Source organism: Streptosporangium sp. H16 (genome assembly GCF_051918855.1).
Lineage (GTDB): Bacteria > Actinomycetota > Actinomycetes > Streptosporangiales > Streptosporangiaceae > Streptosporangium.
The window spans coordinates 233,188-258,125 of sequence record NZ_JBPXMD010000007.1; the positions used below are offsets into that span (position 1 = coordinate 233,188).

The 24,938-nt window shown below is 70.5% G+C and carries 20 protein-coding genes; 9 read left to right on the forward strand and 11 right to left on the reverse strand.

What is annotated here, in order from left to right; genetic code table 11:
* Window positions 1-216 precede the first annotated feature (216 nt).
* The 4 genes from ACTOQ2_RS14735 to ACTOQ2_RS14750 are packed head-to-tail and all read left to right on the forward strand — an operon-like array spanning window position 217 to window position 6,245.
* A complete protein-coding gene (locus ACTOQ2_RS14735; RefSeq protein ID WP_440100131.1) occupies window positions 217-2,148 on the forward strand; it encodes an ABC transporter ATP-binding protein in 1,932 nt (643 codons plus the stop codon).
* Window positions 2,145-3,878, forward strand: a complete 1,734-nt coding sequence (locus ACTOQ2_RS14740; protein ID WP_440100132.1) for an ATP-binding cassette domain-containing protein — start codon at window positions 2,145-2,147, stop codon at window positions 3,876-3,878. The genes ACTOQ2_RS14735 and ACTOQ2_RS14740 overlap by 4 nt, the downstream gene beginning before the upstream one ends.
* A 55-nt stretch (window positions 3,879-3,933) precedes the next feature.
* Window positions 3,934-5,928 (forward strand): prolyl oligopeptidase family serine peptidase, encoded by a 1,995-nt coding sequence (locus ACTOQ2_RS14745; RefSeq protein WP_440100133.1) that lies wholly within the window; start codon window positions 3,934-3,936, stop codon window positions 5,926-5,928.
* Window positions 5,925-6,245: a hypothetical protein gene (locus ACTOQ2_RS14750; RefSeq protein ID WP_440100134.1), complete on the forward strand. Its 321-nt coding sequence runs from the start codon at window positions 5,925-5,927 to the stop codon at window positions 6,243-6,245. The genes ACTOQ2_RS14745 and ACTOQ2_RS14750 overlap by 4 nt, the downstream gene beginning before the upstream one ends.
* An 8-nt stretch (window positions 6,246-6,253) precedes the next feature.
* Here the strand turns inward: ACTOQ2_RS14750 and tnpB are convergent, their stop codons facing one another.
* The 4 genes from tnpB to ACTOQ2_RS14770 form a co-directional block, all read right to left on the reverse strand.
* Entirely contained in the window at window positions 6,254-7,600 is a 1,347-nt protein-coding gene (gene tnpB / locus ACTOQ2_RS14755) for an IS607 family element RNA-guided endonuclease TnpB (protein ID WP_440100135.1), read from the reverse strand.
* An 83-nt stretch (window positions 7,601-7,683) separates the two neighbouring features.
* Window positions 7,684-7,809, reverse strand: coding sequence for a hypothetical protein (locus tag ACTOQ2_RS14760; protein ID WP_440100136.1), 126 nt, complete (start codon window positions 7,807-7,809; stop codon window positions 7,684-7,686).
* Window positions 7,810-8,132: 323 nt separating this feature from the next.
* Entirely contained in the window at window positions 8,133-8,507 is a 375-nt protein-coding gene (locus ACTOQ2_RS14765) for a hypothetical protein (RefSeq protein WP_440100137.1), read from the reverse strand.
* Between the two features lie 594 nt (window positions 8,508-9,101).
* Window positions 9,102-9,698 carry an ATP-binding protein gene (locus ACTOQ2_RS14770; protein ID WP_440100138.1) on the reverse strand — a complete coding sequence of 199 codons (597 nt, stop codon included), beginning with the start codon at window positions 9,696-9,698 and terminating at the stop codon, window positions 9,102-9,104.
* A gap of 165 nt (window positions 9,699-9,863) precedes the next feature.
* Here ACTOQ2_RS14770 and ACTOQ2_RS14775 point away from each other — a divergent pair, with 165 nt between their 5' ends.
* Window positions 9,864-11,222, forward strand: coding sequence for a helix-turn-helix domain-containing protein (locus ACTOQ2_RS14775; protein WP_440100139.1), 1,359 nt, complete (start codon window positions 9,864-9,866; stop codon window positions 11,220-11,222).
* Between the two features lie 651 nt (window positions 11,223-11,873).
* The gene (locus ACTOQ2_RS14780) at window positions 11,874-12,329 is read left to right on the forward strand and encodes a transposase (RefSeq protein WP_440100140.1); all 456 of its coding nucleotides are present in this window, start codon (window positions 11,874-11,876) and stop codon (window positions 12,327-12,329) included.
* A gap of 214 nt (window positions 12,330-12,543) precedes the next feature.
* On the opposite strand, the gene ACTOQ2_RS14785 is transcribed toward ACTOQ2_RS14780, so the two are convergent.
* Together ACTOQ2_RS14785 and ACTOQ2_RS14790 are read right to left on the reverse strand one after the other, a co-directional pair.
* Window positions 12,544-13,026 carry a hypothetical protein gene (locus ACTOQ2_RS14785; protein WP_440100141.1) on the reverse strand — a complete coding sequence of 161 codons (483 nt, stop codon included), beginning with the start codon at window positions 13,024-13,026 and terminating at the stop codon, window positions 12,544-12,546.
* Window positions 13,027-13,325: 299 nt separating this feature from the next.
* Window positions 13,326-14,081 carry a helix-turn-helix domain-containing protein gene (locus ACTOQ2_RS14790; RefSeq protein WP_440100142.1) on the reverse strand — a complete coding sequence of 252 codons (756 nt, stop codon included), beginning with the start codon at window positions 14,079-14,081 and terminating at the stop codon, window positions 13,326-13,328.
* A 236-nt stretch (window positions 14,082-14,317) separates the two neighbouring features.
* On the opposite strand from ACTOQ2_RS14790, the gene ACTOQ2_RS14795 reads away from it, so the two are divergent.
* A complete protein-coding gene (locus ACTOQ2_RS14795; RefSeq protein ID WP_440100143.1) occupies window positions 14,318-14,983 on the forward strand; it encodes a DUF4097 family beta strand repeat-containing protein in 666 nt (221 codons plus the stop codon).
* On the opposite strand, the gene ACTOQ2_RS14800 is transcribed toward ACTOQ2_RS14795, so the two are convergent.
* Window positions 14,964-15,254, reverse strand: coding sequence for a hypothetical protein (locus ACTOQ2_RS14800; protein ID WP_440100144.1), 291 nt, complete (start codon window positions 15,252-15,254; stop codon window positions 14,964-14,966). The two genes, ACTOQ2_RS14795 and ACTOQ2_RS14800, sit on opposite strands and share 20 nt — an antisense overlap.
* A 107-nt stretch (window positions 15,255-15,361) precedes the next feature.
* Between ACTOQ2_RS14800 and rph the strand changes: the two genes are divergently transcribed.
* On the forward strand, window positions 15,362-17,986 hold the full coding sequence (gene rph, locus ACTOQ2_RS14805) for a rifamycin-inactivating phosphotransferase (protein ID WP_440100145.1): 2,625 nt from the start codon (window positions 15,362-15,364) through the stop codon (window positions 17,984-17,986).
* Between the two features lie 94 nt (window positions 17,987-18,080).
* Window positions 18,081-19,688 carry a carboxylesterase/lipase family protein gene (locus tag ACTOQ2_RS14810; RefSeq protein ID WP_440100146.1) on the forward strand — a complete coding sequence of 536 codons (1,608 nt, stop codon included), beginning with the start codon at window positions 18,081-18,083 and terminating at the stop codon, window positions 19,686-19,688.
* A 219-nt stretch (window positions 19,689-19,907) separates the two neighbouring features.
* Here the strand turns inward: ACTOQ2_RS14810 and ACTOQ2_RS14815 are convergent, their stop codons facing one another.
* The 4 genes from ACTOQ2_RS14815 to ACTOQ2_RS14830 all read right to left on the reverse strand — a co-directional run bounded on the left by ACTOQ2_RS14815 (window position 19,908) and on the right by ACTOQ2_RS14830 (window position 24,844).
* Complete coding sequence (locus ACTOQ2_RS14815) at window positions 19,908-21,518, reverse strand: glycoside hydrolase family 27 protein (protein WP_440100147.1); 1,611 nt, start codon at window positions 21,516-21,518, stop codon at window positions 19,908-19,910.
* A 921-nt stretch (window positions 21,519-22,439) separates the two neighbouring features.
* On the reverse strand, window positions 22,440-23,096 hold the full coding sequence (locus ACTOQ2_RS14820; protein WP_362692920.1) for a response regulator transcription factor: 657 nt from the start codon (window positions 23,094-23,096) through the stop codon (window positions 22,440-22,442).
* Between the two features lie 417 nt (window positions 23,097-23,513).
* Window positions 23,514-23,897 (reverse strand): hypothetical protein, encoded by a 384-nt coding sequence (locus tag ACTOQ2_RS14825; RefSeq protein WP_440063952.1) that lies wholly within the window; start codon window positions 23,895-23,897, stop codon window positions 23,514-23,516.
* 83 nt (window positions 23,898-23,980) lie between these two features.
* Window positions 23,981-24,844 carry a helix-turn-helix domain-containing protein gene (locus ACTOQ2_RS14830; protein WP_440100148.1) on the reverse strand — a complete coding sequence of 288 codons (864 nt, stop codon included), beginning with the start codon at window positions 24,842-24,844 and terminating at the stop codon, window positions 23,981-23,983.
* Window positions 24,845-24,938 lie beyond the last annotated feature (94 nt).

A 24,938-nucleotide genomic window follows, 5' to 3' on the forward strand; every position in this document is an offset into this window, starting at 1 on the left:
CGTGCCCGGGACGGCCAGCGACGGCGGCCGTCCCGGGCACTCCCGTTCCGGGAGGTTCCGGTACGCCGAGGACGCTGCGGACGCCGGGAGACCGGGGAGGTCCGCGACGTCGAGGGCGTTCGGGGCGTCGGGCACATCGGGGAAGTCGGGGAAGTCGGGGAAGTTCACGAAGTCGGGGAAGTTCGGTAAGTCGGGAAGGTTCGGGGAGGAGCCAACGTGCGGGCAGCGGACCGGCTGGTGGCCGAGACCGTGCGGCGTAGCGGACCCTGGCTGGCCGTCCTCGCGGTCACCTCCGTCCTGGGCGCGTTCGCGCAGCTCGCGCTCCCGTTCATTCTGGGCAGGACGGTCGACGAGCTCGTGGCCGGTACGAGTGGCGGCACCGGCGCGGCGACCTGGCTCGGTGCCTGCGCCGCCGCCGTGATCCTGACCGTGCTCTGCGACACCCTCGGCGTCTGGGCCGCCGGATCGAGCGGCGCGCGCTCCTCGGCCTGGCTCAGGAACCGGGTCGTACGGAACGTGCTCGGTGTCGGGCCGGTGATCACCCGCCGGTTCCCCGAGGGGGACCTGGTCACCCGGATGGGCCTGAACACCGAGGAGATCGGGCGCGCCCCCGAGTCGATCGTCACCGGGGCCGCGCTGGTCATCCCCACCGCGGGCGGCGTGGTGGCCCTCACTCTCATCGACCCCCTGCTGACCGTGACGCTGGTCGCCGGGCTCGTCCTCATCGCGCTCGTCCTGCGGGCCTTCCTCACCGTGAGCACCTCCATCGCGGGCGACTACCAGGCGGCGCAGAGCGACATCGCCGCCCGCCTGGTCGACGCCCTCGCCGGGGCCCGTACGATCGCCGCGGCCGGCACCGCCGACCAGGAGCGGGCGCGGGTGCTCACCGCCCTGCCCCGGCTGCGCGGGCACGCCATGGACATGTGGCGGGCCAACGCGCGGGCCGGTGTGCAGGCGGGAGCGGTGGTCCCGCTGCTGGAGGTGGCCGTGCTCGGGGTGGGCGGGCTGCGCCTGGCCGCCGGCGACCTCACGGCCGGAGAGCTGTACGCCGCCGCCCGCTACGTCGTGCTCGGCGCCGGTCTCGGCTCGGCGCTGGGCTACGTCAGCCGCCTGGCCAGGGCGCGGGCCGCCGCGGCCAGGGTGGAGGAGCTGACCGCCGAGAGCCCGCGAGCCTACGGCACGCGCCCGCTGCCTCCCGGTCCCGGCACGCTCGAGTTTCGCGGCGTCGACGCGGGCGGCCTGCGCGACGTCGATCTCGTCATCCCCGGCGGGCAGGCGGTGGCCGTGGTCGGCCGCTCGGGGGCGGGCAAGTCCCTGCTCGCCGCGGTCGCCGGGCGGCTGGTGGACCCGCGGCACGGCACGGTCCTCCTCGACGGCGTGCCGTTGCCCGACCTCTCCCGCGAGGCGCTGCGCCATGCCGTCGGGTACGCCTTCGAGCGCCCAGCGCTGCTCGGCGACACCGTCGGCGCCGCCGTCGCCCTGGGACTCGACGCTCCCGCCGCCACCCCCGGCACCGGCCGCCACGGCGCCTCCGGCCGCGGCCGTCGCGGCACCCGTACCGGCACCGGGTCCGGCCACCGGCACGACGGCCGGGCGGACGGGAGGGGCGAGGTCGTGCGGGCGGCGGCGCGGGCGGCCCGCGCCGACGCCTTCGTCCGGCGGCTTCCCCTGGGGTACGACACGCCGCTGGAGGAGGCGCCCATGTCCGGCGGTGAGCGGCAGCGGCTCGGCCTGGCCCGCGCCTTCGCGCAGGGATGGCGCCTGCTCGTCCTGGACGACGCCACCTCCAGCCTGGACACCGTCACCGAGCGCCAGGTCGCCCGCGCGCTCTCCAGAGAGCTGCGCGACCGCACGCGCCTGATCGTGACCCACCGGGTGGCGACCGCCGCGGCGGCCGACCGGGTGATCTGGCTGGACGACGGCCGGGTGCGCGCGTGCGGCGGGCACCGGGCGCTGTGGGCCGACCCGGCCTACCGCGCCGTCTTCCAGGCGGACACGTCCTCCCCGGCCGACGCGTCCTTCCCGCCGGGTGCCTCCTCCCCGGCGGGCACGTCGTTCCAGGCGGGTGCCTCCTCCCCGGCGGGCGCGTCGTTCCAGGCGGGCGCGTCGTTCCAGGCGGGTGCCTCCTTCCGGGCGAGCACGTCGTGAGCCCTCCGGACGGGCACGTCGTCAACAGACCCCTCCGGCGGGCGCTCAGGAGGGACCCCTACCAGCTGGTCAGGCTCGCGGGCTGGTCCGTCGCGGAGACAGCGCCCTCCCTGGTCATCGGCCTGGCCATCGCGCGGGCGATCGACGACGGCTTCGGCGCGGGACGCCCCGCGACCGGGTTCGCCTGGCTGGCGCTGCTCGGCGGCGCGTGGCTGCTGGCCGCGGTCGGCGCGCGGCAGGTGGTGATGGCCGTCGCCGCGATCGTGGAGCCGTTCCGCGAGGAACTGCTCGCGCACGTCGTCGACGACGCGCTGCGCCACTCGGTCATGTCCGGACGGGGACCGGGAGCGGCCGCGGTGGCCCGCTCCAACCTGCAGGTCGAGCTGGCCCGCGACGCCTTCGCCTCGGTCATCACGGTGGTCAGGTCGTTCGCGTTCACCGTGGTGAGCGTCATGCTCGGGCTGGCGACCCTCGTGCCCGAGGTGCTCGCGCTGGTGCTGCCCCCCTTCGTCGCGGGTCTTGTCATCTTCCTGCTGTCGCTGCGCGCCCTGGCCAGGCGGCAGCGGGACTTCATCCTGGCCGACGAGCGCACCGCCGGGTCGCTGGCCACCATGGTGGGCGGGCTGCGCGACATCACCGCCTGCCGGGCCGAGGAGCGGGTGGCGGGCGACGTCGGCCTGCGGGTGGCAGAGCAGGCCCGCGCGGCCCGGTCGCTGGCGCGGGTGACCGCGTTGCGCACGCTGTCGCTGGCGGTGGGCGGCTGGCTGCCGGTCCTGCTGGTGCTGGCCGGGACCCCCTGGCTGGTGGGTGAGGGCGCGGGCGCCGGGGTGATCCTGGGCGCCTTGGCCTACGTCACGCAGTCGCTGACGCCCGCGCTCGGCAACCTCGTGGAGGGGCTGGGCATCAACGGGGTCCGGCTGCGGGTGGCGCTCGGCCGGCTGCTGCGCGACGGCGACCCGCCCGTACGGGCGCGCGGGCGGATCGCGGCACGGGACGGCGGCGACGGCGGGGCCGGGGCGGCCGAGCTGCGCGGCGTGACGTTCGCGTACGGCCCGCACGCGGAACCGGTGATCGACGGCCTGGACCTGTCGGTCCCCGAGGGGGACCACATCGCGGTCGTGGGCCCCAGCGGCATCGGCAAGTCCACGCTCGCCGCGCTCCTGACCGGGGTGCTCGCGCCGGGGGCGGGCCAGGTCCTGGTGTGCGGGGTGCCCGCCGACCGGCTCGACCCCGCCGACCGGGTGCTCATCCCGCAGGAGGCGTACGTCTTTCGCGGCTCCCTGCTGGAGAACCTGACCTACCTGGCCGACGCCTCGCCGGAGGCGGTGGACGACGCGGTGGCCGCGGTCGGCCTGACGAACCTGGTGGCGCGGCTGGGCGGCTACTCCACCGAGATCCACTCGGGGCTGCTGTCGCCCGCCGAACGGCAACTGGTCGCCCTGGCCCGCGCCTATCTCGCCCCGGCCCGGCTGGTGATCCTCGACGAGGCGACGTGTCATCTGGACCCGGCGGCCGAGGCCCGCGCCGAGGAGGCGTTCGCCCGCCGGGGCGGCACGCTGCTCGTCATCGCCCACCGGCTGACCTCCGCCCTGCGGGCCCGGCGGGTCCTCGTCATGGACGGCACCAGCGTCCGGCTGGGCACGCACGAGGAGATGCTCGCCGCCTCCCCGCTCTACGCCGACCTGGCCGGGCAGTGGAACCCGTCGAGCGCGCAGGAGCTGGTGCCGTGACGTCCTCACCGCGTTTCCCGTCCAGAGTCCGAGATCTCCACATCGGAGGAAGCCGATGATCTACCCTCCCGCCGAGCGGCAACCGGTCGTCGACCACCTCCACGGCCACACCGTGCCCGACCCGTACCGGTGGCTGGAGGATCCCGACAGCCCGGAGACCCGGAGCTGGACGGCCGCCCAGGAGGAGCTCTGGCGCGAGCACGCGAGCACGCTGCCGGGCCGCCACCTGTGGCACTCGCGGGTGGCCGCGCTGACCGGGGCCGGGACGGTAGGCACGCCGATGTGGCGCGGCGGCAGCCGGTTCTTCCTGCGCCGTACGGCCTCCCAGGAGCACGCGGTCCTCTACCGCACCGGCCCCGACGGGGTGGAGGAGACGCTGCTCGACCCGATGGAGCTCGACCCGAGCGGGCTGACCACGCTCGACCACTGGCAGCCCGACCTGGACGGCAGGCTGGTGGCGTACCAGCTGTCCAGGAGCGGGGACGAGCGGTCGGAACTGCGGGTCATGGACGTCGCCACCCGCCGGACGGTGGACGGCCCGATCGACCGCTGCCGGTACGCGCCCGTGGCGTGGCTGCCCGACGGGAAGGCGTTCTTCTACGTCCGCTCCCGCCAGGTATGCCTGCACCGGCTCGGCACCCCCGCCGAGGACGACGCCGTGATCATGGGTGAGGAGCGCTCGTACGGGCTGGGGATCAGCTACAACGGCCGCTGGCTGACGGTCTCGGCGATGGCGGGCGACGGCAACGACCTCTGGCTGGCCGACCTGTCGTCCTCCTCCCCCGAGCGCCCCGACCTGCGGGTGGTCCAGCGGGGGGCGGGCGCGGTGACGGCGCCCGCCGTCGGCCGCGACGGGCGCCTGTACCTGCTCACCACCCTGGACGCGCCGCGGGGACGACTGTGCGTGGCCGACCCGGCGCGGCCGGGCCCCGAGCACTGGGTCGACCTGGTCGACGAGGATCCGGAGGCGGTGATCGGTGAGTTCGCGATCGCCGGGCAGACGCTCCTCGTCGGCTGGACCCGGCACGCGGTCGGCGAGATCAGCGTCCACGACCTGGCGACCGGGAGACGGCGCGGTTCGGTGCCGCTGCCCGGCCTCGGTTCCGCCGGGGGGATGACCACCCGCCCCGAGGGCGGCCACGAGGTCTGGTTCACCTACACCGACAGCGTCACGCCCGCGGGGGTGCACCACTACGACACGCGCACCGGGCGGACGTCGCTGTGGAGCGCCGCGCCAGGCGCCGTGGAGGTGCCGAGGCTCGAGGCCCGCCGGCTGGTCTGCGCCTCCGCGGACGGCACGCCGGTGCGGATGGTCGTGCTGGCCCGCCCCGGCTCGGGCCCCAGGCCCACGATCCTGTACGGCTACGGCGGGTTCGGGCTCTCGCTCGCGCCGTCGTACTCCAGCTACATCCTGCCCTGGGTCGAGGCGGGCGGGGTCTTCGCCCTCGCCCAGCTGCGCGGCGGCGGCGAGGAGGGGGCGGCCTGGCACCGCGACGGCATGCTGGAGCGCAAGCAGAACGTCTTCGACGACTTCGCCGCGGCGGCCGAGAAACTCGTCGCGGACGGCTGGACCACCCCCGCGCGGCTGGGCGCGTGCGGCGAGTCGAACGGCGGGCTGCTGGTGGGCGCCGCGCTGACGCAGCGCCCCGACCTGTTCGCCGCCGCCGTCTGCTCGGCGCCCCTGCTCGACATGGTCAGGTACGAGCGGTCGGGGCTCGGCCCGGTGTGGCGCTCGGAGTACGGTTCGGCCGACGACCCCGAGCAGCTGGGCTGGCTGCTTGGCTACTCCCCCTACCACCGGGTCGTCGACGGCGTCGACTACCCGGCGACGCTGCTGACCACGTTCGGCGGCGACTCCCGGGTCGACCCCATGCACGCGCGCAAGATGTGCGCGGCGCTGCAGGCGGCGACGTCGGGCTCGCGGCCGATCCTGCTGCGCCACGAGGGCGACGTCGGCCACGGCTCCCGCTCGGCGGGCCGCGCCGTCGACCTGGCCGCCGACATGCTCGCCTTCCTGGCCGCCCACACCGGCCTGGAGGTCGGTACGTGAAGGCCTCTCAGGCTTCCAAGCAGTTAAGCGTCGGTGTCCTTGGGGTGGCGCGTCGAGGCGTAGACGAGGTGGACAGTGCGCCGGGACTCGTCGACGAGGTAACGCACGCGACCGCCCGCGGTGACCTCGTACTCCCACTGCGGGTATTCGCGACCGCCCAGAGTCCCGGCGGCGAGACGGCCTCGCAGGCGGTGCTGCCGATCTGGGTCGTCCTGCGACAGCGGGGCGTCGCGCAGCGCCTCGAAACAACGCCGGGTGTTGCCCGCGGCCTCGGCGCACAGATCGGCCCACCGTTGCTTGTGAGTGTGCTGTGGTGAGCGCGCTCTCAGGCAGCTTCCGGCTTGCGCCGGAGCGTTCCCCGTTCCCGGGGTTCCCGTTTCACCGGTGCGCGCCCGGCACGGGTGCCGGGTCCTACCGCTCCTCCACGGGCGTTTCGCGTCTCCCCGCAACTCTGGGCGACGTCGGCCGCGAGCGCGGCCAGATTCAGCGCGGCATTGAGATCCCGCCCCAGGGCAAGGCCGCACTCGGCGCAGGTGTAGGTGCGTTCGGACAGGGCGAGCTTGGCTTTCACCGCGCCGCAACCCGAACAGGTCTTGCTGGAGGGATACCACCGGTCGGCGACGACGAGCCGTCCGCCGCTCCATGCGGTTTTGTAAGACAGCTGCCGCCGCACCTCGGCCATGCCCGCGTCGGAGACGGCGCGGGCCAGGCTGCGGTGGGCGAGCATCCCGGCCACGTTGAGGTCTTCGACCACGACCGTGCCCCAGGTGACCGCCAAGCGGCTGGTGAGCTGGTGGATGCCGTCGCGCCGCTGATTGGCCACCCGCGCATGTGCTTTGCCGAGGGCGGCCTTGGTCTTGGCCCAGCGGGCGGAGGCCTCGCGCCTGGCGCCGTCGGGGGCGCGGGGCCCGGTTCGGCGGGCGAGCTGCTTGTTCAGCCTGCGCAGCCGCTTGAGCGCCGAGCGGTGATGTTTGGGATTGGCGACGACTTCCCCGGTGGACAGCACCGCGAGGTCCTTGACGCCCAGGTCGACGCCGACCACGGCCTCCGGTTGGGCCGGGGCGCGGTCGGTGCGGTCGATCTCGCAGGTGAACGCGACGAACCACCGTCCCCCCTCGCATCGGACGGTGGCCGACAGGATCCGCCCCGTGCCGCGCTCCAGGTGCCGGGCCAGTTTCCGGGTCGACTCGCCCGTACGGATCGTCCCCAGGCGGGGCAGCGTCACGTGGCGGCGGTCGGCCTCCACCCGGATCGCTCCGGTGGTGAACCGGCACGAGGGAGCGGCGCGGTGCTTGGACTTAAACCGGGGAAACCCCATCTTCGGCCCCTTACGGGTGCCGTGACGCGAAGCCGCCCAGTTCCTCAGCGCCCGCGCCACCCCGTCCAGGCCGGTGGTGTAGGCCTCTTTGGAGTGCTCGGCCCACCACGGCGCGACGGTGTTCTTGGCGGTGTTCCAGGCCCGGCGCAGACCGTACAGCGACCACGGCACCTCGGTCAGCATCTCATCCGCGAGGCCGTAGGACTGCTCAGCCGCACGCTGGGACAAGGCGGCCTTGACGCGGGCCAGGCCCCAGTTGAAGGCGAACCGGGCCGCACCGCAGTGGGAGGCGAGCAGGCGCGCCTGCTCGGGGGTGGGGTCCAGGGCGTAGCGGTAGGCCTGGTGGACCCGCATCAACCCTCCCCCTCACGGTACGTCGCCGACTGTTAACGTACCGTAGGAGTCATGATCAATGACTACCCGATCGGCGAAGAGACCTACGCCCGCCTCGATAGCGCAGGAAGCCGCAGGGAGCCGGTGGTCTTGCCAGCGGTGGCGGTGGCGTCGAGCTGGATCTCGTAGCCGCCCGCGACCGCCGGGTCGGGGCCGGTGGAGGTGGGCACGCCAGTGAAGACGCCTCCACAGAAGAGACGCAGGCGTACCCCACGGTGGTTGCGCCGTGCGAGGCGGCGGGATCGACGTCTGCGACCAGGATCAGCCGTCCGACCTTACGAGCGGGCACAGGCAAAATGCCTTCCCGATACCACCGGTAAGCGGTGATCGGGTGGACACCCCGCGCCTTAACCCACCCTTTCACGATCACTCACACATCCTGATACACGCTCCACCACCAACTGCTTCCAACCCCTTGGCCGCCTCACTGGTAGCGACCGTAGGTGCCACTCGTCACCGATCGGCGGGGCTACCGCGTCGCCACGCTTGGGACTCACAGCGCGATCACCTCACCGTGATCGTCATCGGGCAGCGCACGGGTGAGCTGTACAGTCAGCGAGGGGTCGGCGAGGACGCGGGCGGTAGCACGCCATTCGACGATGAGCCGGTGCAGGGTGGCGTGAACGTCCAGCTCGACCGCGTCGCGTGTGGCGTCGACCAGTTCCTGGACGAACTCCCTCTTCTCGTCCAGGGAAAGGTGTCTCACCCAGGGGAAGACCGTGGGCAGGGCGTGCAGGACGGCGCGGGTGCCCTCGTCGCTGGCGAGGAGGGCCGCGACCATGCGGGCCGCGATGTCCGCGGTCTCCTCCCGCTGTCGGTCATGCCGTGCGGTGGAGATGAACAGGTCTTCTCCGTCTCGACGCTTCACATGCACCCGGTGAACGCGATCAAGGGTCTCGGCGACTCGCTTGGAGTGCTTTGACAGGTCGGAGAACGGGACGGTCGGCGTAACCATGCCACATGGTACTTCGGAACGTGTTCCGAAGTACAGCGGACCGTTCAGCGGGCCCATGTCACGCTCGGCGGGCCCGGCTTCCGCCGATGAGACGGAAGCGCCCTGGCCTTCAAGGTCACGCTCGGGCCGGAATCTCCTGAGGTCCGCGCCAGTCCATCTACGCCGCGACCAGACAGTAGATCGGCATCGGCCCGTTCGCCCTGTTCGACAGGGAGCCGCACCCCGACTTCGTCGGCTACCCGAGGGAGTGGGGCTGGTCCGTCACGGTTCACACGCCCTTCGACTTCGCCCGCCACTACAGTTGTGGCCCACTCCCCGAGCCGAACGACACTCTGTCGAGCGACCGCTGGATGTGCATCGACAAATCCGGCATATCCAACGGCGCATCTCCGTAATCAATACGAGAATGCAGGACGTTCCAGCCCGGGTGATCTTCGCCGCGTACGCCTCGTTAAGCACCGGACCCGAGACCGGCGGCGAGGCCTGTCATCGCCGCCGGTCCTGGCGTCAGAGGTGCCGGCGGTGGTCGAGGAAGGCCGGCGCCCACGGTTGTGGGGAAAGGTGGACACCGGCCTTCCGGGGCGGTCCGTCGTCCTGCACGGGGGCACTCGGACACGGACCGGTCTTGGTGGGCAGCACGAAACCAATGGCCTTGCCGAGAGTCGCGGTGGCGCACATCCTGGTCGGGTACACCCAACAGCGGCCCGCCGACAGCGCATGCACCAACAACAAGCCCCGGCCGTGCTCCTCAAACAAGCTCAAATCGGATTCGTCACCGCGGGCGCGCAGCTGATCAAGGATGGCGGAGACGCCTTTGAGGTTGCGATCGGCGTCGACCACCTCGCACCACGACGGCTCACCGTCCACGAAGACGATGCGCAGTTCGAAGGGGGGCCGGCCGTGCTCTTCGGCGTTGGCAGCGAGTTCGGCCACGGCATTCTCTGCGTCGTCGATTTCCTGGTGGTCGCCTCCAGCCCGTGAAAGCACCTCGCGGATGACCGAGCGGGCACGGCGCGAAGCCGTACCGGCCTGAAGGACACGTACGAGGACCTGGTAACCACCGAGAGGTTTCCAGTCGTCGATTCGAGTGTCGGCGTCGAGCATCCAATGCGGGACCACGTCGCACCTCCCCATGTCCGGGTGAAGATCACCGTCAGGCGTTACACTTAGCGCGATCAATTCCTTACTTAGAGTTTCCTAACGGTGAGCCGCTGCCCAGAGGGTCGGTGTTGCCGCACCGTTGCGGCAACGCTCGAAGGGAGCCCTGCCATGGAGTCCGGTCCGATCAGCGCGGCGGCGAACATGTTCGGAATGGTCCTGCGACATCTGCGCGGGCAGGCGAAAATGTCGCTGCGCGAACTCGGCAAGCTGGCGCTGTACGACTACACGCGCCTTTCTCGGGCGGAGAACGGCGAGATCCTCATCCCACTGGAGCAGGTCCGGCAGCTCGATCGCCTACTCAACGCACAGGGAATGCTGATCTCGTTACGCGAAGCGATCAGCTGTGACACCACAACGAGATCAATCGCTCCGCCTGGTGGCGCCTCCGACGACGGACCGGTCATGCTGGAGTTGCGAACGCCTGACGGAGGGAGCGTCCACGTGACCATGTCGCGACGCGAGTTCGCCCAGTTGCTCGCCACCGGTGCGCTCTCTTCAGTCCTTCCCGGGACCGTCGACATTGCCCAGACCGAACGGATCGCCCGCGCAATCGAGCAACCCACCCGGGTTGACGCTGACGTCATCGACTACTTCCGCCGCCTGCTGGCAGAGCACTACACCGCCGACAAGATGCTCGGCCCCCGGCTGCTGCTCCGGCCGTTGATGGCACACATCGAGGTGCTGAACGAGCTGCGACGCGGCGCACGGTCAGCGAACGTGGAGCCGCTCTTCCAGGTCCTCGCCCAGTACGGGGAGATGGCCGGTTGGCTGCACCAGGACATCGGCAATCTTGACGCGGCACGGCACTGGTCGCGTCTCGCGGCCGAATGGGCACAGTGCGCCGGTGACGTTCAGATGGCCGCTTACCTACTCGTCCGTGAATCCAATATCGCCTGCCTCACCGACGACCCGGCAGCCGTTGTTCAGTTGGCCACAGCCGCCCGCCGCTCCCCCGGCCCGCTCGACCCGAAACTCCGCGCACTGGCCGGCCAGCAGCAGGCTCGCGGACACGCCATGCTCGGCGAGTATGACCGCTGCTTCGCCCTCCTGGACGAGGCCGCCGATCTCCTGAACGACCATCCACACGTCAGCGATCCGAACGCGCCGGTCTACCTGCACCACTATGACCTGGACACGCTCTGTGAGCAGAGCGCGGTCTGCCACCGCGCCGCCGGACGCGCGGACACGGCTGTCACCCTCCTGGAGAACAGGATCGCCTCAACGGGCGAGCACCTCACCCGGGACCGTGGACACCTCACCGCAAAACTCGCCCTCGCCGTCTCACAGGCCAGCCAGCCCGACCCGAGCCGAGCCACCCACCTGGGACTCACCGCACTCACCATCGCCCGCCAGACCGACTCGGCACGGATCATGCGCGAGCTGCACACCCTGGACAACGAGCTTCAGAACCACTGGCCCGCCCACAGGGAAGCCCGCACCCTACATGATGCGTTGAAAGCTGTCTGAGCCCTCATCGGGCGACCTCCCCGCGGCTTTCGAACCGCTCCTTGCAGACCGAAGAAGACACGTACCGGGGCGAGCTCTACAGACAGCTACTCAACCGTACCTAACAGCAATTATTGGTTGTGAATAGCATAAACAACTGCTTTACTTGCACCTGGTATCAACCGAGGAGTAGCCCGAAGCAACCTTTCCGATGCTGAGATTGAAGCTTCATCTATGTAACGCTCGACGTGATATGGCGACTAACTCTTTAGCCTGTGCAGCACGGCGCCTCCATCGCTCTCTGGCCTTGACGGACACGGTGTAACGACATGTCACAGATCGGTAGCCTCGGTTCATCTACTCGGACACAGCCATCCGAACTCCTCGACGTTCTTGAAACCGAGTGGAAGCCCCGGCTTCAGGGCTCTCGCTCATCACTGACAGAGTGTTTGAGAGCTGATCGTGAAGTCGTCCCTGTAGCCGGGTAGGACTGCGGGTATGACACGACGACCCTTTCTACCCTTCTGATCTCAGGCGTCACCCAGAAGATCCTGGATGTGCTGCGCTGGCGAGTGCGCAAAAGAGCCGGGCGGGAGGCGGAGCCGTCGGCGGCGGTCATCGACAGCCAGAGCGTCAAGGGCGCCGACACCGTCGGGGCCGTCGGCCGGGGTTATGACGCGAACAAGAAGATCAACGGTCGTAAGGTTCGTGGTCACCGACACTCTCGGGCTGCTTTTGGCGGTGATGGTGCGTCCGGCCGGTGTGCAGGACCGGGCCGGGGCCAGGAGTCTGCTGCTGGGGCTGTATCTGTCGAGCGCGTGCCGGGTGGTCTTCGCCGATCAGGGATTCGCCGGGCAGTTGGTGGTCTGGGCGCGTCAGGTGCTGGGGATCATCGTGCACATCGTGGCCAAGCCCGCTGAGCAGCGAGGTTTTCAGGTGCATCCCAAGCGGTGGGTGGTGGAGCGGGCGCTGGCGTGGCTGATGCTGTATCGGCGGCCGGCGCGCGGTTACGAGCGTCGGCCACCGATGAGCGAGGCCATGATCCGGTGGGCAGCGATCAACACGCTGCTGCGGCGGATCACACGGGACCATCCTGCTCAGCGCCCCGGACCCCGGCCGCTCGAATGAGTGCGATGAGCCCGACGATCAACTCTCAAACACCTTCTGAGACATCCAGCTCCGGGCCCCGCAAAGGAGGACGGCGCCGAGGAGGATGGTCCCGCCCGAACACGACGGCACTTCTCAGCACCTCTCGCGAGACCTCCTCGGAACACCGCGAGAGCACCGCGCCGCCTCCGGCCGGCCGAAGAGGGCCGGAGGCCGCGCCGTGCCGGGGGGCGGGCTACTGGACGGCCCCGAGCCGGTACCGGCCGTTGCCGCCGCAGCAGAACTCGTAGTCCCAGGTCGCGTCCCGGTTGATGGTGACGCCGCCGATGAGGTCGTCGGGATCGATGTCGTCGTACTCCATGAGGCGGAGCTGGGCGCCGACGGGGACGCACTTGTCGACCTCGACCCGCTGGCCCGCGGCCATCGACACGTAGGGCGCGGTCACCGGCCAGATCTTCGTGCCACCGCTCGTGATGAACACCTCGTCGCGGCCGTTCTCGGTGACCGCGAGGGCCCGGAGGCCGTCGAGGAACACGCCGGCGCCACAGGTGAGCGCGGCCTTCTCCCGGGCCGGGCCCGCGTCGGCGACCGCCGCCGAGGTCGCGGTCAGCGCGAGGCATCCGGCCATCATGGCCGCGGCCGCGAGCTTCGACGGTTTCCGCCAGGTGCGCATGCCGGTTCCCGTCCGTCGCCCGCGGGAGTTCTCTTCGACTCGCATTCGTGTGCACTCTCCGTTTCGGCTGGTGGTGACGTGTGTTCGCGCCACGCGTGCACCCCGACCTCGGTGGCCGCGTGGCTCTCCTTGCCTCCACCAGATCTACGGCACAGCCGCCCGGGCGGACCATGATCGGGCCCGCTCCTGTCGATAAACCTGGAGTTCGTGTCCGTTTTCGACAGGGTGCGCACTCCTGGACGGGCGGCCGTCCGCGACCGCGCTCGACACGCCGGCCGGGGAAGCTCCGTTCCCCGAGGACGCGGCCGGCCTCGTCTCATGGCCGTGACGATCGAGACGGCCGCCTATCCGTGGTCCGGACCTGGCCGGGCGGTGTCGTTCGAGGTTCTTCCTGGTCTGGTGTGGAGGACCTCGCGGGCCTGTTCGGCGGCGCGGGTGATGCTTTCGCTGATGAAGTCGAGGAAGCGGGCGATGTTCTCCAGGCGGTCGGCGGCGGGGGTGTGGGGGCCGAGGACGGCGACGCCCTGGCGTGCGGTCTCGACGAGCAGGTCGTTGGATCGGGCGCTGGCGATCGTCGCCTGGTAGAAGAGTTCGTCGTCGACGACGTAGCGGTCGCGGCGACGTTCGTCGCGTTCCCGGCGGACGAGGCTCTGGCTCTCCAGGAAGGCGATCGCCTTGGAGATGGACGCCGGGCTGACCTGGAGGTGCCGAGCGAGCTGGGACGCGGTGAGACTGCCCGCGTCGGTGGTGAACAGGCAGGTCAGCACCCGGGCCGTCATCTTGGTCAGGCCTGAGGCCATGAGGACGGTGGTGAACGTCTCCTCGTACTCGGCCACGGCCTCGGCGTCGCGTCCGTGCGGCTGGGGGACCGGGTCCGGCCCTCGGGAGGAGGCGGGCCTGCGCCGGTTGGCTCGGCGTTCGGTGGCTCGGTGGGCCAGGTCGGCGCGGTAGGCGGCAGGGCCGCCGTTGCGCATCACCTCACGCGTGATCGTCGAGGTCGGGCGGTCGAGGCGCCGGGCGATCTCGGCGTAGGGGAGGCTGTCGGCCAGCCCCAGCGCGATCTGCCGGCGGTCCTGCTGGGTGAGTCTGCCTCCCGGCATCGCGATCTCCCTGGTGATCCTTCGTGGTGGTCCCCGATCCCCCACCATAGCGTTCACTTCTCATTCATTGCAATGATCAGAGCATCTCCGTTGCTTTAGAATCAGGATCGTTGCAACAGTTTATGGGCTTTCAACTGCGAAAATGTCCTTTGTGTGCAACAAAAATGTTGCCAGATTCGGGAACGCAACGTAGCGTTTCCAATGTCAGAAACAACGAGTGAGCACGGGAGAGCACGATGCAGAAGTTCGACACCCCCGCCCCGATCTCCGCCGTCCTGGACATCCCCGCCGGACGCGTCCAGTTCATCGCCGCGGACCGCGCCGACACCACCGTCGAGGTCCTGCCCGCCGACCCCTCCAGGAGCCGCGACACCAAGACCGCCGAGCAGACCACCGTCGCCTACGCCGACGGCGTCCTGCGGATCACGGCCTCGACCCTCGACAACCGGCTCTTCGGCCCCTCCGGATCCCTGGAGATCACCGTCCAGCTGCCCGCCGGCTCCAGCGTCGAGGCCAGGGCCGCCGCCGCCGAGCTCCGCGGCGTCGGACGCCTCGGTGACGTCGCCTTCGAAGGCGCGTACCGCCAGATCAAGATCGACGAGGCCGCGAGCGTCCGCCTCACCGCGATCGACGGCGACGTCGAGGTCGGCCGGCTCAACGGCCCCGCGGAGATCAGCACCGCGAAGGGCGACATCCGGATCACCGAGGCCGTGCGCGGCACGGTCGTGCTCAGCACCCAGTCCGGCGACATCTCGGTCGCCGCCGCCGTCGGCGTCTCGGCCGCCCTGGACGCCGGCACCGGCTACGGCCGCGTCAGCAACGCCCTCAAGAACAACGGCACCACCGAACTCGACATCCGCGCCACCACCTCCCACGGCGACATCACCGCTCGCAGCCTCTGAAGGAGCGGGACCGGGACCATCCGGCCGGGTCCGTCGCGATCGAGATCCTGCCGGTCGTCGCCAGGGCCCGGCCGTCCGTCCCGGGGGGCCTGCGATCCGCGTACGCGCCCCTGTCCACGTCCACCGCACCCTGCGGCAGGCCAGGGCAGGTCAGGGCAGGGCGCGGGGGCTCGGTGCGGGCGCCGGCCGGTGCCCAGGAGATCACCGCCGCCGAGCGTGAACGGCGGCCCGGGATGCCGGTGCGGGGAGGCCGGGTCAGGCCGCGCGCCACTCCCCGCCACTTTCATTTTGTATCAGATCCGCGCGTCTCATGAGACGTCAGAAAGTGCTTCATACTGCCCGTTGCGAACCGGCCCGACAAGCAATGGAGCAACGAAATTGGGTTACGTGCTGGGTTTCGAGGAGATCGACTCGACGAACATCGCGGACGTCGGCGGAAAGGGGGCGCAGCTGGGCGAGCTCTCGCGAATCGACGGCATCCGCGTGCCGGACGGCTTCTGCGTCACGACGGACGCCTTCCAGCGGATCGTGGCCGAGGCGCCGTCGGTCGACGCGTCGCTCGACCTGCTGTCGCGCGTGAACCCGGACGACCGCGCGGCGATCCGCACCCTGAGCGCCGATGTCCGCCGCGCCGTCGAAGGCGTCGCGATTCCCGACGATCTCGAGGCGGCGATCGGCGAATCGCTCGCCCGGCTCGGAGAGCGGGCCTCCTACGCGGTGCGTTCCAGCGCGACGGCCGAGGACCTGCCGACCGCGTCCTTCGCCGGCCAGCAGGACTCGTACCTGAACGTCGTGGGCCTGCCGGCGATCCTCCACCACGTCCGAAGGTGCTGGGCCTCGCTGTTCACCGAGCGGGCGGTGACCTACCGGCGCCGTAACGGCTTCGACCACCGCAAGGTACGGATGGCCGTGGTCGTGCAGCGGATGGTGTTCCCCGACGCGGCCGGGATCCTCTTCACCGCGGACCCCGTGACCTCGAACCGGAAGATCGCCACGGTGGAGGCCGGTTGGGGGCTCGGCGAGGCGCTCGTCTCCGGCCTGGTCGCCGGGGACGTCTACACGGTGCGCGACGATCAGGTCGTCACCACGGCGGTCGCCACCAAGCCGCGGTCCGTCCAGGCGGCGCCGGGAGGCGGTACCCATGACGCGCCGATCGAGCCGCGGCGGCAGACGCAGCCGGCTCTGACGGATGCGCAGGTCGTGCGCCTGGTGCGGCTGGGCCGACGCGTCGAGGCGCACTTCGGCAGGCCCCAGGACATCGAATGGTGCCTGGCAGGCGATGACTTCCACATCGTCCAGAGCCGGCCGATCACCACCCTGTTCCCCCTCCCCGGGACCGATGACCAGGAGAACCATGTCTACGTCTCCGTCGGTCACCAGCAGATGATGACCGACGCGATGAAGCCGCTGGGACTCTCCGTGTGGCAGCTGACGACCCTGCGGCCGATGCACGAGGCGGGCGGACGGCTGTTCGTCGACGTGGCCCCCGTCCTGGCGACGGCCGCCGGTCGCGCGAACCTCATCGGGACCCTGGGGAGGTCCGACCCGCTGGTCCGGGACGCGCTGCAGAGCGTCCTGGACCGCGGCGACTTCATCCGCCTGCTCGCGGACGAGGATTCCGTCGCCGCGCCCGCCGGTGCCCCACCCGCCCCGATCGAGACCGATCCGGCCGTTGTCGCCCAGCTGATCCGGCAGAGCCAGGCGTCCGTCGCCACCCTGCGGAGCGAGATCCGGACTCTGTCCGGGCCGGCGCTGCTCGACTTCATCGAGGCCGACATCGCGGAGCTGAGGCGCATCCTGTTCGATCCGCGGAGCCACCAAGTGATCATGGCGGGGATGGAGGCGACCTGGTGGCTCAACGACCACCTCGAGGAGTGGCTGGGCGAGAAGAACGCGGCCGACGCGCTCACCCAATCCGTCCCCCACAACGTCACCTCCGAGATGGGGCTGACGCTCCTCGACGTCGCGGACACGATCCGGCCGCACGCGGAGGTCGTGGCGTTCCTGCACCGCGTCGCGGCCGAGGGCCGGGAGGGCGACGGCTTCCTGGACGAGCTGGCCGAGCTGGACGAGCCGGCCGGGCCGGTCGGCGGACGGGAGGCACGTGACGCCATCCGGGGCTACCTCGACGAGTACGGCATGCGCTGCGCGGGCGAGATCGACATCACCAGAACCCGCTGGAGCGAGCGTCCCGCCATGCTCGTGCCCGCCATCCTCGGCAACGTCAAGAACTTCGAGCCGGGCGCCGGCGAACGACACTTCGAGCAAGGACGCCTGGAGTCGCGGCGGAAGGAACAGGAACTTCTGGCGCGGCTGCGCGCCCTGCCCGGCGGGGAGCGGAAGGCCGAGGAGACCAAGCGGATGATCGACCGCGTCCGCGGCTTCGCCGGATACCGGGAGTACCCCAAGTACGGCATGGTCAGCCGCTACTTCGTCTACAAGCAGGCGTTGCTGCGGGAGGCCGATCGCCTCGTCCGCTCCGGCACCCTGCGCGAGAAGGAGGACATCTTCTTCCTCCGGTTCGCGGAGTTGCGGGAAGTCGTGCGCACCGGCGACGTGGACGCCGGGCTCATCCTGGAAAGGCGGGAGGCGTTCCGGTCGTACGAGGCGCTCACACCTCCCCGGGTCCTCACCTCGGACGGTGAGGCCGTCAACGGCCGGTACCGGCGTGACGACGCCCCGCCCGGCGCGCTGGCCGGCCTCCCGGTCTCGGCCGGGACCGTCGAGGGCCGTGCCCGCGTCGTCCTGGACATGGCGCGGGCCGACCTCGAGGCGGGCGACATCCTGGTCACCACCTACACCGACCCCAGCTGGACCCCCCTGTTCGTCACCGTCGCCGGGCTGGTGACGGAGGTGGGCGGCCTCATGACGCACGGGGCGGTGATCGCGCGGGAGTACGGCCTGCCGGCCGTCGTGGGTGTGGAGCAGGCCACCCGGCTGATCCGGGACGGGCAGCGGATCCGCGTTCACGGGACCGACGGGTACGTCCAGATCCTGGACTGAACCGCCGCCTCGGCTCAGGCGAGGACATTTGTCCTGGGGCGTTCGGGATCGATGGATCTGCTGGAGCGGCCCGTCCGTTGACAGCGTGGAGGGTATGAGACGAAAGGCGACAAGTGCCGCGATGGCGGCGACGATGCTGGTGCCGGCGTGCGCGGGCGTGCCCGCGGGGCGGGCGCCGGAGAAGACCGGCGAGAGTGTGGTCCGGACGGACGCGGGAGCCGTACGGGGAACGGTGACGAGCGAGCACCGGATCTTCCAGGGGATTCCCTACGCGGCCCCGCCGGTGGGCGGGCTGCGGTGGAACTCTCCGGCGCCGGTGAGACCCTGGAGCGGGATCAGGGAGGCCACCAGGCCGGGCAGCGTGTGCCCGCAGGTGGGGAGCGACTACGCGAAGGTGACCGGCTCCGATGAGGACTGCCTGTTCCTCAACGTGACGGCGCCGCGCACGCCGGGGAAGAACCGGCCGGTGATGGTGTGGATCCACGGCGACGGGGCCCTGGGCTCCGGCGACCTCAGCGATGTGCGCCGGATCGCCACCCGCGGGGACGTGGTGGTCGTCACGATCAACTACCGGCTCGGGGTGTTCGGGGGCTTCGGGTACCCGGGGCTCGAGGGGTCGGGCACGTACGGCCTGCAGGACCAGCAGGCGGCTCTGCGCTGGGTCCGCCGCAACGCCGCCGCGTTCGGCGGGGACCCGGCGAACGTGACGGTGTTCGGCGTCTCGTGGGGCGCGCTGAGCATCAGCGGGCACCTGACCTCGCCGGGCGGCGGAGGTCTGTTCGACCGGGCCGTCGTGCAGAGCGGCGAGGGCATGATGGACATGCTCGCCGGCAGCATGGGTGAGGGCGTCCCCGCCTACCCGTCCTACGCCTGGCGCCCGGTGGCGGAGGTCGAGAAGATGGGGACGTACGTGGCCCCGCGGCTCGGCTGCGAGGATCTCCGCTGCCTGCGGGCCCTGCCGGTGGAGAAGATCCTCGAAGTGCCGCAGATCATGAACATGTTCCAGACATACGCCTACGGGGGCGAGACGCTGCCCGGATTGCCGTCCGCGGAGTTGCGGGCAGGTCGTTTCCACCGGGTTCCGGTGATCTCCGGGGCGACTCGCGACGAGCACCGGATCTTCGTCGGGTTGTTCCACGACGCGGCGGGAAAGCCGGTGACCGCCGAGCGGTACGGCAGGCTGCTGAGAACCGCGTTCGGCAAGGACGCGGCGAGGGTGCGCGCGGAGTATCCGGTCGCCCGGTACGGCTCGCCGGGGCTGGCGTGGGCCGCCGTGATCACCGACCGCATGTGGGCCAGGGCCACCTTCGAGCAGAACGGGCTGCTCAGCGGGAAGGCGCCGACGTACGCCTACCAGTTCGCCGACCGCCGGGCCCCGATGTTCCTGCCGTTGGGGACGGACTTTCCCTGGGGCGCCTACCACGCGGGCGACATGCCGTACCTGTTCACCGAGAAGGCGGTCACGTTCACCCCGGCCCAGCGGAGGCTGTCCGACCAGATGATCGCCTACTGGACCAACTTCGCCCGGACGGGCGATCCCAACGGAAAGGGGCTGCCCCGCTGGGAGCGCTTCGACCGTGCCGCCCCCGTCCCGTACACCCAGTCCCTGGAGCCGGACGCGATCAAACCGGTCGACTACGCCGCCGACCACAATCTCGGCTTCTGGCCGGCACCGGGCGCCGGATCCGCGCCCGGCGGGTGAGAATGCCCGCGGCCGGATCCGCAGCGCGCCCGAGGACGCCGAAGGCGCCGCCGCCCGGTGCGGGTTCTGACGACCACACGCGGTGGATTCGATGCCGTCCACGGCGACGGTGGCCGATCCGCGGGTCGACGCTCGGCGCGGCTCCGAGGGGCGGGGCGATGTGACGGCGTTCGCCGGGGCGCCGGTGCCGTCCGGCGAACGCGCGTCATCGCCGGATGTTCAGGTGCGGGTCCAGCGCTGGTTGGAACCGCCGTTACACGTCCAGATGGTGAGCCTGGTGCCGTTGGCGGTGCCGTTGCTGGACGCGTCCAGGCACTTGTTCGCACCCACGGCGGTGATGGTGCCGTCGGTGTTGAGCCGCCACCGCTGATTTTCCTGGCCGTTGCAGTCCCAGACGACCACCTGAGCACCGTCCGCGGTGCCCCGGTTGTACACATCCAGGCACTTGCCGCCGTAGACCCGCAGCTCACCGGCGGCGGTCGGCGTCCACCGCTGGTTCGCCTGCCCGTTGCAGTCCCAGAGCTGCACCTGGGCACCGTTGGCCTGCGAGGCCCCGGACACGTCGACACACCTGCCCGACCCCGCGCCCCGGATCGCACCGGCACCCGAGGACGGCGTGGGCGTGGGGGTCGGGCCTTCGCTCGCGGTCACGGTGAGGAGGACGGCCTCACGGGCGGGCACGGTGGTCGTGTAGGCGCCGGAGAAGGTGCCGAGGTCGGCCCCGGTCCACGGATTCCGCACGGCCGCCGTACCGGTGAGCCCCAGGTCCGAGAGGCGGGCCGTGATGGACGCCGGCGAGGTGGTCCGATTGAGCAGGAGCACGGCCCGGCGGCCGGTGCCCGACAACACCTTGCTGTAGACCTGGCGTCCGGTCTGGTCCTCGGCCACCTTCACGCCCTGCCGCGCGAGCGGGTCCTGGTTGACGGCCAGCACCTCCCGGTTGGTCAGGATCGCCCTGGTCTCGGCACTCATGTCGGTGAGCTTGTTGCCTGCCAGCAACGGCGCCCCCGATATGGCCCACAGACCCATGTGGGTGCGGTTCTGAGAGGCCGAGAACCCGTTCATGCCCACCACCAGCATGTCGGGGTCGTTGTAGTGGCCGGGGCTCTGGGCGGACGGGTGCTGGGCGGAGTCGAAGTTCGCCAGCACCCGGTCCATCGACGCGGACTGCCCCCAGTAGATGATGTCACCGCTGGTGCGCCACATGGTGGACATGCCGGGCGCCCAGTCCCAGGGGCTCTGGACACCCCAGTTGCAGACGGACAGGACCATCGGCCGCCCGGTCTGCGCCGTGGCCCGGGCGATCGCGTCACTGATCGCCTGGTAGGTGGTGCGGGGGTTGAGACCCTCGGCGCTCCCCCCGCACCAGTCGACCTTGACGAAGTCGAAGCCCCATTGGGAGAACTGCAGGAAGTCCTGGTCGTAGTGGCCCTCGCTGCCGCTGTTCGGAGCGGCCGGTCGCCCGGTCGGGTAGTAGTAGCCACATCCGTCACGGCCGGCGTCGGTGTAGATGCCGGCCTTCAGGCCCTTGCTGTGGATGTAGTCGGCGATCGCCTTCATCCCGCCCGGCCACTCGGCCGTGTCGACCGTGATGTTGCCCGCGCTGTCACGCGTACCCTGCCACCAGCCTTCGTCGATGTTGACGTACTGGTAGCCGGCGTCCTTCATCCCTGAGGACACCATCGCGTCCACCTGGGCCTTGATCACGTTGTAGTTGATCTGGGCGGCGAAGGTGTTCCAGGACGCCCAGCCCATCGGAGGCGTCGGCGCCAGCTCGACGGGCGCGGGAGCCCGGACGGCCGTTCGCGCCGCGGCCTTCGCATCGTCCATCGAGACCCATCCCCCCGCGAGCATCGCGAAAATCACCATCTGTACGGCCATCATCAGCCGAACCGCCCTCCAGATCGGTGGTGGACCGGCGGTGGCCGGATGGATGACGGGTCGTGTTCGCACAGGTCTGCCTAATCGCATCCATGTCTCCTGCGGGTAAGGGAATCGCGCGCGCCGGGGCGCGACCGGACTACGGAACGGGTCGTCGGGGCGACCCCGTGGCGGCACATCCGACCGGCCGCTCCGGCGCGGGCGAGCCCCGCCGTGCCGGGATGCCCTCTCCGCCCCGTACCTGGGCCGTCACTGCGGATCCGGGAAACAGAGGTGCGCGAAGGCAGCCGGACGATCGACGGACACAGCCCGTCACCGGGCCGGCACCACTGATGGCGCCATCGGCGTCGCGGGCTACGGCCCCCGCCGCCCACCACCGATCCCGGCAGGGCGAGCCGTCTTTGCGATCTCAGTGTGGAAACCTGATCGAAACATGTCAAGACTTTCGGCGAATCGGTTCGACCGCTTCGGCGGGAATGCACTTGCCGCCGATAACGCCCCGCCCCGCCGTTTGACGAAAATCACCTCACCATTCGCTTGACATAAAGCAAACCACTCCTGGTGAGAGCGCATGAGAAAGGTCATAGCGGGTTTGTGCCCGATGAAATCGGCAGGCCTGGACCCTTGACGGAACCTCACCACGTCGTGTTTGCTCCGCTGCACCACCACAAGCAGTCGCCCGAAGGGGAGAAAGCCTCGCAAAAATTCTGTTAGCGCTAACAGCAGATTCGCGATGCCTACCGGCCCGTCGACGAGAAACCGGATCCGCTCGTCAACGATCTCCGTGACGTGCCCGGCGGCCGTTCCGGCCATGGTCATCGCGGCTGACCGGATTCCCCACCGGCGCCGAAGCCCGCAGGGGGCGGGCGGTCAGTTGAGCGAGCGGTAGCGGCTCAGGGTCGGTTCGGTCAGGTCGTGGGACCACAGCCAGCCCGCCTCCCTGGCGATCCTGACCGCCTCGACGCGCGTGCGGGCGTCGACCTTGTTGAGGATTCGCGCCAGGTAGTTGCGTACCGTGCCGCCGGACAGGCAGAGACGGTCGGCGATCTCCCCGACCGGCGCCCCCTCGGCCGCGGCCTGCAGGACCTCCAGCTCACGTGCGGTGAGCGGGTTTCTCTTCGCGTTGAGGGCGGCGACGGCCAGTTCGGGGTCGACGACCCGCTCACCGGCGGCCACCCGGCGTACGCAGCCCGCGAGCTGGCCCGCGGGGGCGTCCTTGACGACGAAGCCGCGCGCCCCGGCGTCCAGTGCCCGGCGCAGCGCGGCCGGGGTGGCGAGCCCGGTCAGGATCACCGTCCCGCACTCGGGAAGCCTGCGATGCACCTCCGCCGTCGCGGTGAGACCGTCGGTGCCGGGCAGGCCGATGTCGATGAGCGCGACGTCCGGCCGGTGGAGCAGGCAGGAGCGGACCACCTCGTCGCCGTGACCGACCTCGGCGACGACCTTGATGTCACTCTCCGTGGAGAGCAGGGCGACCATGGCTCCTCGGACGAGATGCATGTCCTCGGCGATCAGGACGCTGATCATGAATCGTCTCCCCCTTGCTACACCGCGCGCTCTCATCTGGCCCGGGGACACTACCCAAGGAAGTCGGGTGACTACCGCAAGTCCGAGTTAAACACGAAACACGGGGCATTGAACCGTGATTCGCGCAGGTCGGAGACTTCACCGCGCACCCGATGAGGGCCGGTGGCCGGCGGGCGCCCTCTCGAAAGGGCCGCGCGACCCGTGCGAAACCGCCGAACCGGCCGCGAGCATCGGTCACGACGGGCCGCGCGGCCCTCTCTCCTGAGCGACCGGCCTCGTGCTCGCCGGACGCCGGGGGCGGGCTCCGGGAAGGCGGTTCCGGCTGCGGTCCGTAACCGGGACGACAACGGCGGGTGCCATCGAATCAGGACGTGCTCGGCAAGAGCCGTCGAACCATGACAGGCTCGGCCGGCGTCGTCATATCGGGGCGGCGGCCTCGTGGTGTTCCATCAGGACGTCGGTCAGCAGGTAGCCGCCGCGTATCAGGTGGACCAGCGGGCGGGCCCGCAGTTCCCGGTAGTGAGCGGCTATCCGGATCGCCGCCGCCACCGGGGTCGTGGCACTCGTCCACAGCGGCCTGTCCCGGTCCGCGGGCACCGGGACCATCCACCAGAAGCGGCACGCGTCGTCCAGGCGGGCGACCAGGCCGTAATAAACGGAGATGACGATCTTTCCGGACGGCAGGCGGTGGACGTCCGCCGGGATGTTGTGGGATCGGGCCAGCAGGGCCGCCAGTTCACGGGCCCGGAGTTCGGCGGGAGGAGGCGCGAGGTCTTCGGGGATTCTGTGATCAACGGTCACGCTGGCGAGGGTAAGGATCTTCGGATGCCCGCCTCAACGATGTTGCGTGATGTTGCGCGTTCGCCCCTCGCGAAGCATCCCCTTCACCGATCTTCGCCTCCGCGGAACCCCCCGGCCGCGGCCCGCAGCATGTCGCGAGCCTCCTTCCCGTACGCCGCGGCACCGCTCAGCGCCTGGAACGCCTTCTCGTACACGGCCACGTCGCTGGGGGCCTTGTGCTGGATCTGGCCGGGCACGGTGTCGACGCGGACCCGGTTGGCGTCGTATATCCAGAAGTTCTCCGGCGGCATGAGCGGCGGCCTGATCGTCGCGGAGACGATGCCGAAGGACACGTTCGCGGTGCCGGAGGTCAGCTCCGCCAGCCGGTCGAGCTGGGCGGCCATCTGCTCGGGGCCGACCAGCGGCATGCGGAGCGCCTGCTCACCGACGATGAACGCGAACCGCTTGCTCCCGTTGCGCAGGATCTCCTGCTGTTTCAGCCTCGCCGCGACCGCGGTCTCGATGTCGTCCGGGATGCCGCGGAAGTCGATGATGGCGCGCAGGTGACCCCGGGCGTAGTCACCGGTCTGGAGCAGGCCGGGCACGGCCGAATGCTGCCAGACGCGGAACTGGTGGGTCTTGTCGTACAGCGGCTGGAAGGAGCGCTGGACGTGGCCGAGGCCGCTCTCCTCCAGGCGGCGCCAGTCGGTGTACATCGCGTCGATGTTCTGTGCGGCCGCGATGAGGTCGACCACCTGCTCGTCCGCGTCGCAGGCCTCGCACCACGTGCGGATGTCCGCCTGGTTGGGCATCTGGACCGCGTTCTCGATCTTGGAGATCTTGGTGTGGTCCAGGCCGGTCTTCGCCGCCAGCGCTCGCCCCGTCAGCCCGGCGTCGGCGCGGAGCGCCCTGAGCCTGGCGGCGAGAATGCCTTTGGCCTCGTCGATGCGTGCCGTGGAGGTCGCCATCTCCATCACCTTGTCACCGCGGGGGGTTGGTTCTCCGACCGTACGTCGGATGTTGCGATCTGTCTTAAATGTTGCGAATAGTTGCCGGAGAATC